Source organism: Candidatus Arthromitus sp. SFB-mouse-Japan, from assembly GCF_000270205.1.
Lineage (GTDB): Bacteria > Bacillota > Clostridia > Clostridiales > Clostridiaceae > Dwaynesavagella.
This window is the reverse complement of record NC_015913.1, coordinates 1,456,042-1,469,292: the sequence shown is the minus strand read 5'-3', so window position 1 is coordinate 1,469,292 and position 13,251 is coordinate 1,456,042. Positions and strand designations below refer to the sequence as shown.

The window sequence follows — 13,251 nt, the reverse complement described above, 5'->3', positions numbered from 1 at the left end:
TTTAGGATAATTTAATTTTGGTTAAATTATCCTTATTTATTGAGGTGAATTATGAGGATACTTAGGAGTAGTAAGGAAATTGAGTTAGGTAATGAAGATTTTTTAGATAAGATAAAGTCGTATGATAAGTTGATAATTGATTTGGGTACAGGACAGGGAGCATTTGTATATTTTAGTGCATTGGATAATAAAAATAATTTTTATATTGGGTTAGATTCTTGTGGAAATTCTATGAAAAAGTATGCAATTAAGCAATATAAAAATAAGGTAAGTAATTTAATTTATATTATTATGAATGTTCAGAATATAGATAACTTATTATATAATATGTTTTCAGAAGTTTATATAAATTTACCTTGGGGTAGTTTACTTGAAGGTTTATTTAAGGAAGAACTAGGTATTGTACATAATATATCTAAATTATTGATAGATGGTGGAATGATTAAAATATGTTTTTCCTATAATGATAAATTTGAAAAGATGGAGATAGAAAAGAGGAATTTGCCTTTATTTAATGATGAGTATTTTAGAAATATTTTTAGACCGTTATATTATAAATATAATATAGAAATAGAAGAGATTAATTTAATATTAAAGGATGATATTCCTTTTGAGAGTAAGTGGGCTAAAGTTTTAGGTGAGAGTAATAGAAGAGAATTTTATATTATAAATGGTTATAAGAAAAGAGTGCAGTGATGCACTCTTTTTTAGTATATATTTTTGTATATTTCGTGTAATTCTTCAACAAGAGGATATCTTGGATTTGCCCCAGTACATTGATCATCGAATGCTTTGAGAGCAAGTAATTCTATTTTGCTCATATATTCTTCTTTATTTATATTACATTCAGAAATTTTTGTCGGCATTTCAAGTTCACTCATAAGCTTTTTAATAGCACTAATTAGACTATTAACACCTTCTTCTGTAGTAGAAGCTTTAAGTCCTAGAGATCTTGAAATCTCTGCATATTTTTCATGTGCAATAAACTTCTCATATTTAGGGAATGATGGAAGTTTTGTTGGTGTTTCAGAGTTAAATTTAATTACATGAGGTAAGAGTATAGCATTTGCACGTCCATGAGGTATATGGAATTCTCCTCCAAGTTTATGAGCAAGTGAGTGATTTATACCTAGAAAGGCGTTTGTAAATGCCATTCCAGCTATAGAAGAAGCGTTATGCATTTTTTCACGAGCGACTTTATCATTATTTCCATTTTTAAATGCTCTTGGTAAGTATTCAAATACTAATTGTATAGCTTTTATAGCTAAGGCATCTGTATAATCTGATGCTAATATTGAAACATATGCTTCAATTGCATGAGTTAAAACATCAAGTCCAGTGTCTGCTGTAACAGATTTTGGCAAGCTCATAACAAATTGAGGATCTATTATAGCTACATTAGGAGTTAATTCATAATCAGCTAGAGGGTATTTGATATTTTTAGTTTTATCACTAATTACTGAGAATGAAGTAACTTCTGATCCTGTTCCAGATGTTGTAGGTATTGCAACTAATTGAGCTTTATTACCAAGTTTAGGGAATTTGTAAATTCTTTTTCTAATATCAACAAATTTTAGTTTTATATCATTGAAGTTTATTTCTGGGTGTTCATAGAATAACCACATAGATTTTGCGGCATCTATTGCAGATCCTCCACCTAAAGCAATGATACAATCAGGTTTAAATCTGTTCATAGCTTTAACACCATTAAATACAGTTTCAACAGATGGATCTGGTTCAACATCAGAGAAAATTTCAATACTTACTTTATCTATTCTGTTATTTAAGTGATTTACAACTATATCTGCATATCCAAGATTGACCATTCCAGCATCAGTAATTATCATTATTTTAGATATATCAGGCATTTTTTCTAGGTATGAGGTAGAACCCCATTCGAAGAATATTTTCTTTGGTATTTTAAACCATTGCATATTAGTTTTTCTCCTTGCGACTCTCTTTAGATTGATTAAATTCTCACATGTAACATTAGATATTATCGAATTTTTACCGTAAGAACCACATCCTAATGTTAGGGATGCTCTATTTGAATTATATAAATCACCTATAGCTCCATGAGTTGATGGTGAGTTTACAACTATTCTTCCAGCTTTAACTTTTTCTGAGAACTTTTTAATAATATCTTCATTGGATGAATGAATAGCTGCAGAATGTCCAAGACCTCCAAACTCGACTATTTGGCAAGATTTTTCGATTCCTTCATCAGAGTTTTTAACAATGATATATGAGAGAATAGGACTTAATTTTTCACGTGATAGAGGAGAGTTAGGGCCTATAGAATCTATTTTTGCAATTAATATCTTTGTTTTTTCAGGAACTTCAAAACCAGCTTCTTTAGCTATCTCATTAGCTGATTTTCCGACTATATTGGCATTTAAGACACAAGAGTTTTTGTCTTCAGGAAATGCATATTTTTCGAGTTTTTTAATTTCATCTTCAGAACATAAATGGCAATTTAATTCTTTCATTAATTTTTCAAAATATTTTGAGATTTCTTCATCTACTACAGCAGTTTGTTCTGATGCACAAATCATACCATTATCAAAAGTTTTGGATATGATGATATCTGATACAGCTCTCTGAAGGTTACAAGTTTTCTCAAGATAAGCTGGAACATTTCCAGGGCCAACTCCTAAAGCAGGTTTTCCACAACTATATGCAGATTTAACCATTCCGGATCCACCTGTTGCCAAAATGAGAGCTATTTCTGGATGATTCATTAGTAAATTAGTAGCTTCGATGGATGGTTCGTTTATCCATTGAATGCAGTGTTCTGGAGCCCCAGCAGATATAGCAGCTTCATAAACTACTCTAGCAGCTTCTGAACTACATTTTTGGGCGGACGGATGGAATGCAAATATTATTGGATTTCTTGTTTTGATTGATATTATAGCTTTAAACATAGCAGTTGATGTTGGATTTGTAACTGGAGTAACCCCAGCGATAATACCAACTGGTTCAGCAACATTAAAATAATCTTTAGTTGGATCATCATTTATAATTCCAACAGTTTTAATATGTTTAATATCATGATGAATGTATTCAGTAGCAAAAAGGTTTTTAATAACCTTGTCTTCAAAAACTCCACGTTTAGTTTCTTCGATAGCTAATTTTGATAATTCTATGTTTTTATCAGCACCAGCAATACACATAGCTGATACAATTTTATCTATTTGATTTTGATTTAATTTCAAAAGTTTTTGTTCAGCTTTTTTAGCATTATTTACTAGAGAATTAATAACTAAGCTTATATTTGAAGTTTCTTTTTCTTGTATTTGATTTTTTGATTTCATTGATATTATTATCCTCCAATTCTAAATTATTAAGTAATAGATAGTAGTACTAAATAATAGCAGCAATTACTTAATTATATTACTATTTTTAATAAGAAAATATTCATATTTGTTATTAAAATAACCTATAGTGTTATTTTAATAACAAATTTATTATATCACTAATGTTTTAAAAACATCAATAGTTAATTATTGGATTAATGTTAAAAAGTGAATATATAATAAAAAATTGGTAATAATAGAATATATTTCAAAAAATCATAGGAAAAGCTACAGTCTTTAACTAGAAAAGGGGATATAATATGATAAATGGCATGTTATCAGATGAGAACATTTTATATAGTAATATTTATAGAAAAAGAGTTAATTTAGCTAGTACATTTAAGGGTAAAAATAAGATGTTTTTAGATAATATAAAGTATATTGAGTTAGTAAAATCTTTGGGATGTAATGTAACTGAAGCTTCTTTATGGTTAACGGATAATTTTTTGTATATTCAAAATAGGATTACTAATTTATTAGAGAGCAAGTATTTTAGAAATGGAAAATTTAATTGTATAAAATTAAATGATATTTATTTTCCTAGTGTTTATTTATTTTGTAACGATTTTTGTAATAATTTAAAAACTGTTTTGCGAGAGGAAGAATTTTTTAATGAATTGAACTTATATGAGAGTAAGTATAAACCGAGTTTAGATGAATTATGGAGTATACCGTTTTTTTTAAATTATGTAGTATTAGAAAAAATATTTAATTTAGCAAATGATATAAGAAAAATTGAAGAGGATTATTATAAAGGTTATAAGTTATTTAATAATGTTATTAAATATATAAACAATGGAAGGTTTAAATCAGTTTCAAATAAATTATCATATTTATTAAAAAATAATATTTCTTTATATACATTGGATTATTTTATGAAACTTGTGGAAGATAATAGAATTGATAATAATTTGATAAATAAATTTTTAGATAATATATTGAATAATGAAAAATTAACTTATGAGAAATTTAAAGAAAAAAATTTAGATAATTTGAAAGATAATAGGATTAGAATAAGTATTTATATACAGCATTTAAAAGATTTATCTGATTTTAATTGGAAACTTCAATTAGAGAAAGTTAGCTCTGTTCATAAAGAGTTTTTAAAAGATCCATCTGGGGTATATCCTAATATGGATTATGAAAGTAGAAATCATTATAGATATGTTTTGCAAAAATTGTGTAAAATAAATAAATTAAATGAATATGAAGAAGCAGTGAACATTGTGAAGTTAAGTTCTAATGGAGATACTAGTTATTCTAGGCATATTGGATATTATTTAATTGATAATGGAAGTTATAGATTTAATAAGGTTAAAAGAAATATTATAAGTAATAGAATAAATTATTTTTTATGTATATTTTCTTCAATAATATTAAGCGGAGTAGCTATATTGTATAGTTTAAATAATGTGTTTAAAAATAAGTATATTTTGTTTATTTTTAGTTTTTTTGTATTGTTAATAGTTAGTGATATATGGATTAATTTTATTAATTATATATTTTTAGCTAAAGTAGAGAAAAGATTTGTGCCTAAAATGGATTATTCTAAGAAAATACCAGATACTTCAAAGACAGTTATTGTTATTCCAGCATTATTGACTAATAAATCAGATATGGAAGATCTTGTAAAAAATTTAGAATTAGCATACATATGTAATAGAAATAATAATTTATATTTTTCTTTATTATTGGATTATACTGATACAATTTCTTATGATAAATCTGAAGATAGTATAATTTTAGAATATGTGAATAAATTAATTGAAGATTTAAATAGTAAATATAAATTTCACAATAAAAAGTTTTATATTTTCATAAGGGATAAGATTTATAATGAAAGCAATAAGGTTTATATGGGATGGGAACGTAAACGTGGCAAAATTATGGAATTTATAAAATTTCTCAAGGGTAGGGAGAGCAGTTATAAAAATAATATTTTAGATTATGAGGAACTAAAGAATGTAAAATATATAATTTCAATTGATTCTGATACTAAACTTATAAAAAATTCAGCTTTTAAGTTAATTGGAGCAATAGATCATATTTTAAATAGAGCCGTTGTTAAAAATATAAATAATAAAAATAAGGTTGTACGAGGATATGGTATAGTCCAACCTAAAGTGTCGATTTCATTTAAGAGTTCTTTAAATACTATTTATTCGAGATTATTTTGCGGTAATACGGAAACATCTTCATATAATTCAAGTGTTTCTAATATATATCATGATATTTTCTTCGAGAGTATATTTATTGGAAAGGGAATTATAGATATAGATGTTTTTGATAAGGTATTATGGGATGTTATACCTGAAAATAGAATATTAAGTCATGACTTAATAGAGGGATGTTTTTCAAGAGTTTCCTTTAGTTCTGACATTGAACTTCAAGAGTCTTTCCCATCGAATATTTTATCTAATTTCATGAGATTACACAGATGGAATAGGGGAGATTTACAATTAATACCTTATTTAATAAACGGACGAGGCATTAATAATCTTTCTAAATATAAAATATTAGATAATTTGAGGAAGATTTTATTACCTATAAGCTATTTAATTCTTATCATTGGATTGTTTTTTATAGGAGTAAGACAGAAAAATTTATATTACGGTATATTAACTTTAGGGATAATATTTCCATTTATTTTAACTATACCATCTATTAATTTGATTAAAGTATCAAGTGATAAAATATTATTTAGTTTTAATGAATTAAAAGATAGACTGATACAGAGTTTCGTAATGTTTTCGATTATACCATATCAGGCATATATAACTTTTGATGCTATGGTTAGGGTTTTTGTTAGACTTATTTTTACAAAGAAAAATTTATTGGAGTGGAAATCATTTAGTGAGGTTGAGAAAGAAACTAATAATTTATTGTTAAATTATTTAATATTCATGTTTCCAGCTTTAATTTTAGGATCATTATTTTTAGGATTAAGTATTTATTATAAATTATATGAGATGATTATTCCATCGTTTATATTTGTACTATCCCCATTTATTGCATATGGATTATCTCAGGAGTATAGGATAAGAAAGCCACGTATTGGTAGTGAGCAAAATATATTTTTAAGATCGTTATCAAGGAGTATCTTTGCTTATTTTGAAGATTTTGTAAATGAAAGCACAAATTATTTGGTATGTGATAATTATCAGGAAGATCCATTTATTGGAGTAGCTAAAAAAACATCACCTACTAATATAGGAATGAGTTTAACTTCTTTTGTATCGGGAAGAGATTTTGGGTTTATAACACTTATCGATATGGTAGATAAATTGAAACATATATTAGATTCTATAGATATGCTTCCAACGCATAGGGGGCATCTATATAATTGGTATGATATAGAGAATAATATTTCACTTTGTAATAGATATATTTCTACAGTTGATAGTGGTAATTTGCTTGCTAGCTATTATTTGGTTAGGAAATCATTAGAGGATATGTTAAATAAGCCTATTATACATATTGACTTAATAAAAACTTTTGAAGAACTTAGTTATTTATCAAGTAATTTTAGCAAGGATCATTTATATAGAGATATTATAGCGTCTGGATTTATGTGTACGGATTATAGTAGTTACATTAATTTTTTAAAGAATATGTTAAATGAATCAAATAAGAATATTGATAGTTTAAGTAAAAATGGTGATGATGTGTATTGGCATATAAAGATAAATGAAACTTCAAATAGTTTTTTGAATGAGATTCTTGGATTAACTTGTAATATCAATGAGATAAATAATTTTAAAATAAATAAGTTTGGTCAGTTATTTATAGATGTTAATTTAAATGAACTTGAAAAAAAGATCTTAGAATATAAGCTTAATTATAATAATTCCTCTGTTAGAAATGAATTGGTAGATATAAGGATTTCGAATATATTGGACAATATTAAGAGATTAACGGGTAATATATATTCTTTAATTGATAGATTATCTAGTAAAATTAATTTAATGGATTTTAAATTTTTATATAATGATAGGAAAAATTTGTTGTCTATAGGATATGATTGTGATAACGATAGATTAGATGAAAATTGTTATGATTTATTAGCGTCAGAAGTTAGGATTGCAAGTTTTTTAGGTATTGCTAAAGAGGATATTTCTATTGATCATTGGTTTAAATTGGGAAGAAATGGGATTAAACAAAATGGTATCTGTAGTTTATTATCTTGGAGTGGAACTATGTTTGAATATTTAATGCCTATGTTATATATGCGAGCATATCCTGGGACTATGTTTTTTGATACGTATAGAGGATGTGTATTATCACAAATTAAATATGCAAGTTTAAATAAGATACCATTTGGCATATCAGAATCATGTTTTTATGAATTAGATAGTGAATTAAATTATCAGTATAAGGCATTTGGAGTTCCTAATTTGTCTATTAAGAAAGATTTAGATAATTTAGTTGTGAGTTCATATTCAAGCATAATGAGTTTAATGGTGGATTACGTAAGTTCTATGAAGAATTTAAATGTTTTGCGTAAATTAGGAGCATTAGGACGATATGGATTTTACGAAGCGCTGGATTTTACTAAATCTAGGATAAACAATAACAATGGATATTGTATTGTAAAAAACTATATGGCACATCATCAAGGAATGAGTTTGATGGCACTTTCAAATTTATTAATGGATGACGTATTTCAGAGTAGGTTTGAAAATATAGTAGATGTTCAAAGTATAGGAGAATTATTAAATGAGAGTAGTTTAAATATAAATATTAAAAAAGATAATGATGAATTTAATTTTGTGAGAAGCATAGATTCATTAGAAAATGAATTTATTCCTAGAGTAGTTAAATATCGAAAAAATGATATATGTGATATGCAAATTTACTCTAATGATGATTATTCTATGTGTATTAGCAGTAGTGGCGGAGGATATTTAAAATATAAAGGTAAGTATGTTTCAAAATTAAGTAGAGATTTTACCAATGAGAATTCATGGGGGAATATTTACATAAAAGATTTAGATGAGCATGAGTTATTTAGTAATACATATTTGCCATGTAAGAATGATAATTTAGATTATATATGTGAATTTGATCTTAATAAGGTTAGATTTATATGTAAAAATAAAACAATAAATGTTATAAGTGAGATTACAGTATCTAAAGATGAGAATATAGAGATAAGGAAGGTAATATTAAAAAATTTAACATCTAATGAAAAGAATATAGAAATAACTAGTTATTTTGAAAGTGATATTATAAATCATAGTATAGATTATATTAATGATAAGAATATATGTATATGTGGTAATGAAAATAATGATTTATTTATAGGTCATAGTATATATTTTGATAATGGTAATTTAAACCATGTAGAGTTTGAAGGTAAGAAAGAAGGCTTTATAGGAAGAAATGGAACAATTCAATTTCCAATTTCTATGAATGCAGGATCTTCATATGGAAATTATATTTCAAATGGTAATGATGTTATTATGAGTTTAAGGAGCAGAATAAAATTAGATCCATATGATCATTTAAGTGTATATTTTTTAAACTCAATTAATGAAAGTAAAATGGATTTATGTAGTATTATTGATAAATATAGAAATATAGATGTTATGGATGGATTATTTCAGAATAATATATATAATTTAAAATCGATGATGTCTAATTTAAATATAACATTAGTAGAATTATCTTTATTTAATTATATGACATCATCTATAATATATGGTTCATTAGATAATAATAAAGTTATTAATAATAAGTTAAATATTAAAGATCTAACTTCACATAATGTTAATCCTAATATACCAATTTTATCTATAGAGGTTAATTCATTTAGAGATTTAGATAATTTAGAAATTTTAGTTAAAGCTTTTTGTTATTTTTCAATAAATAAGTTAGAAATTAATTTGATAATTTTAAATAGTTATATAAGTTATGATAAAAATATAGAAAATGAAATAGATAGGATTATATTAAAGTATAATTTGAAGGATAAAATAAATGTGGATAATGGTATATATGTGATTTTATCTAGTTTGTATAAGAGTGCTTGCGATATCGTAAAAAATATTTCTAATTTACATATAGTTTCTGGAGGAGAGAGTATATATAACCAGATTGGGTTTAAAATTAAGGATTTTCAAGAAATTTTAAGGGAAGAGAGAAGTAATAGATTAGTTGAAATAGGTAATAATCATAATGATATATTTGGTAATAGTACTTTATTTGGTAAATATTTATTTGAAGTATCTGATGAAATTGTTAATTATGATAATGTAACAAAATATGATATGCCTAAGAGGAAACTCAAATTTTATAATTCTTATGGAGGATTTGATCAAAATAATTTTGAGTATATACTCAAACTGAATGAAACAAATATAACTCCAAATTATTATAGGAATATATTAAGTAGTAAATATATTTTCACTATTATATCATCTAAAGGGTTTGTTAACACTTGGGCTTTTGAATGTAGAGAATTTTTACTTACTGAAGAATTGGGGAAGGATAATTATAATTATAAGGGAGAGTGCATTTATATAAAAGATGGAGATATGGTATGGTCTCCAACATTAAATCCTATTAGCAATGGTGAAGATTATGTAGTATATAATTCATTTAATTATACTAAAATAAAAAATAAATATAATGATCTACAAACAGAAGTTAAATATTTTATACCTAAAGATAAGAAGTATAAGGTAATAAGAATTAATTTTAAGAATCTTTCTACATACGATAAGCTATTAAATGTATGTTATTTTGCACCACTATTATTGTCTGCCAACAATGATTATTCCAAAAAATTATATACATATGTAGATTTTGATTTACAATACATGTATGGACAGAATAGTTTATCTAAAGATTTTAGTAATATTAAGAGTTATTTAAAATTATTTGGATGTGATAATGTATCTTTTACTGGTAGTAAGAGGGAGTTTTTGGGTATTAATAAAGGATATTTTAATCCTATTGGTATGTATAAGGATAAACTTAGTAATTTGTCAGGCATATTTTCAGATTCATGTTTATGTATTTTAGGAGATTTAGAATTAAAGTCTAATGAAGAAAAAAATGTATATGTAATTTTAGGTTACGATGATAATATTGAAAATATAAATAATGAAATTAATAAATTTATAAAAAATCCTACTCTATTTGATGCATTGAATGATGAGAATGATGAGTTGTTAAAAAAGGAATATAAAAAATTTAAAATAAATACTCCTGATGATTTTGTAGATATTCTTATTAATGGTTGGGTATTACATCAAAATACTAATGAGAAATTTTTATTGAATAGTTCATCTAAGGGTGAATTGAATTCATGTATTGATTTAATGGAAAAATGTTTAATTTATAATTATATAAATCCTGATAAAAGTAAAAGGAATATAATTAAAGTTTTTTCAAACATGTATGAAGATGGTAAATTTAAGGATAAATGGAGTTATTTAAATAAAAATTTTGAAATAAATTCAAATCCATATGATTTATTAAATTTAGTATATTTAGTTACTGATTATATAAAAGTAACTAATGATATTGATTTATTGAATTTGGATATAAAGTTCTTAAATAATAATGATAATAAGAGTTCAGTGATTAAATTTTCTACTATATATGACAAATGTTTGATAATTATAAATAAATTTGTTGAATTTAGGTCATTAATTGGTATAGATATTAATGAAACTAAAGTATTATTTATGTTATACAAAACTTTAGATTCTTTTTTGGATATATCTATAAATATGGGTGATATAAGCACTAAGGAGTTAATTATTGCAACTAAGAAGGGTTTATTAGAGTTTATTAGAAATGAATGTTTTAATGGAGAGTTTTATATAAATAATTTAAATGTTAAAGATAGTAGTAAATTTTATAATGAGGTATATTTATTGCCACAAGTATTGTCTTTGGGAATTATACCGGATACTATTGATAAGGTAATGTTTACTATTGAAAAATATTTGGTTAATGATGATTTAGGATTTGTAAGGGAGTATTTTGATAAAACAACTAATATTGTAAAAGAATTTGATAGTATTCAAAATAATAAAACATTATTATTATTTGTAAAAGAGTTACTTAGGCTTAATTTCAATGATAAGGCATACAAGTATATGAAGTTTTTAAACCCTATATTAAGAACAACAAGTAGAAATGATGTAAATATATATAGATATGAACCTTATTTAATTCCATACAAATTATTATTTAGGGGAAATAGTTTATTTAAGGTAGTAAATGAGGATTTTAATTATATTTCTTCATTATTTTATAGGATAGTTGTTGAAGAGGTTTTGGGTATAATTCTGAGAAAGGATGGATTTTATATAGAACCTCGTATACCCTCTTTTTGGAGTAGTTATACAGTAGAATGTAGTTTGTTTAATGAATATTTTAGAATTGTTGTTAGAAAAGGACATAATCATTGTTTAAAAATAAATGGTGAAAAATATAAAGATAAGTTTATAAGATTTAAAGATAAAGATATAAAAATAATAGATTTAACTATATAAATTTATTATTGGAGACTTTTGCACATTGTAACTGTGTAAAAGTCATTTTTTTAATAATGAATAAAGAGTATATTACTATTGGTGATACGATTTCTATTATAAAATGTTATTCTATGATATAATGAGCATATAAAACTTTGGAATAAGAGGAATTTAGTATGAGTTTATTTAATGAATTAGAGAATCGGGGTTTTATTAAACAGGCCACTCATTTAGAAGAAATAAAGAAACTTGTAAATGATGAAAAAGTGGTTTTTTATATAGGATATGATCCTACAGCAGATAGTTTAACTGTTGGTCATTTTGTGACACTTATGTTTATGTCTCATATGCAGAAGTATGGTCATAAACCTATTGTACTTGTTGGCGGTGGTACTGTTATGGTTGGTGATCCCACAGGTAAAGTAGATATGAGAAAAATGTTATCTGTCGATACAATAAGTGATAATTTACATAAGATAAAAAATCAAATGAAAAAGTTTATAGATTTTTCGGATAATAAAGCTATTATGATTAATAATGCTGATTGGATTTTAAAACTTAATTATATTGATTTCCTTAGGGAAATCGGTACCAAATTTTCTGTTAATAATATGCTCAGAGCAGAGTGTTTTAAACAGAGACTTGAGAAGGGATTAAGTTTTATTGAGTTTAATTATATGATTATGCAAGCATATGATTTTTTGTATTTAAATGAGAAGTATAATTGTATAATGCAACTCGGAGGAGATGATCAATGGTCAAATATGATAGCTGGTATGGATTTAATTAAGAAGAAGACAGGTAAACAGGTGTATGCTTTGACGTGTAATTTACTTCTTACAAGTGATGGTAAAAAAATGGGTAAGACAGAGAGTGGTGCTGTATGGCTTGATAAGGAAAAAACATCTGTATATGATTTTTATCAATATTGGAGAAATATTGGAGATGGTGATGTAGAGAGAACATTAAAGATGTTAACATTTTTACCATTAGATGAGATAGAAGATTTATGTAAAGTTGAGAGTGCTGAAATAAATAAGGCTAAGGAGGTTTTAGCCTTTGAGGTTACTAAAATAATACATGGTGAAGATGAGGCTATTAAATGTCAAGAAGCAGCTAGAGCTTTATTTTCAGGTATTGGAAATTTAGAAGGGGCACTTAATTATTATATTAAGATTCAAGAAAGTGGAAATTTATTTTTAGATGTTTTGGTTGATCTTAAGATATTACCATCAAAGTCTGAAGGAAGAAGACTTATATCTCAGGGTGGAGTTTCAATACATGATGAAAAGATAACTGATTCAAATTTTTTATTAAAGAAAGAGCATTTTAAAGATGGGAAAGTTATTTTAAAAAGAGGCAAGAAAAATTTCTACATATTAAATTTATTAAATTAAAAAGGC

At 25.2% G+C, this 13,251-nt stretch carries 4 protein-coding genes; 3 read left to right on the top strand and 1 reads right to left on the bottom strand.

Annotation, left to right across the window (positions count from 1 at the left end; genetic code table 11):
- Nucleotides 1-51 precede the first annotated feature (51 nt).
- Nucleotides 52-696 (top strand): rRNA methyltransferase, encoded by a 645-nt coding sequence (locus SFBM_RS06910; RefSeq protein WP_005805228.1) that lies wholly within the window; start codon nt 52-54, stop codon nt 694-696.
- Nucleotides 697-707: 11 nt separating this feature from the next.
- Here SFBM_RS06910 and adhE read toward each other — a convergent pair whose 3' ends face one another.
- Complete coding sequence (gene adhE / locus SFBM_RS06905) at nt 708-3,314, bottom strand: bifunctional acetaldehyde-CoA/alcohol dehydrogenase (RefSeq protein WP_005805230.1); 2,607 nt, start codon at nt 3,312-3,314, stop codon at nt 708-710.
- A gap of 302 nt (nt 3,315-3,616) precedes the next feature.
- Between adhE and SFBM_RS06900 the strand changes: the two genes are divergently transcribed.
- Nucleotides 3,617-11,866: a glucoamylase family protein gene (locus tag SFBM_RS06900; RefSeq protein ID WP_005805233.1), complete on the top strand. Its 8,250-nt coding sequence runs from the start codon at nt 3,617-3,619 to the stop codon at nt 11,864-11,866.
- A gap of 158 nt (nt 11,867-12,024) precedes the next feature.
- Nucleotides 12,025-13,245, top strand: a complete 1,221-nt coding sequence (gene tyrS, locus SFBM_RS06895; RefSeq protein ID WP_005805234.1) for a tyrosine--tRNA ligase — start codon at nt 12,025-12,027, stop codon at nt 13,243-13,245.
- The last annotated feature ends 6 nt before the right edge of the window (nt 13,246-13,251 follow it).

Bases quoted from the DNA above. Each gene is read 5' to 3' on its own strand.
- SFBM_RS06900 (WP_005805233.1), top strand. From the start codon at position 3,617: ATGATAAATGGCATGTTATCAGATGAGAACATTTTATATAGTAATATT.
- tyrS (WP_005805234.1), top strand. From the start codon at position 12,025: ATGAGTTTATTTAATGAATTAGAGAATCGGGGTTTTATTAAACAGGCC.
- adhE (WP_005805230.1), bottom strand. From the start codon at position 3,314: ATGAAATCAAAAAATCAAATACAAGAAAAAGAAACTTCAAATATAAGC.
- SFBM_RS06910 (WP_005805228.1), top strand. From the start codon at position 52: ATGAGGATACTTAGGAGTAGTAAGGAAATTGAGTTAGGTAATGAAGAT.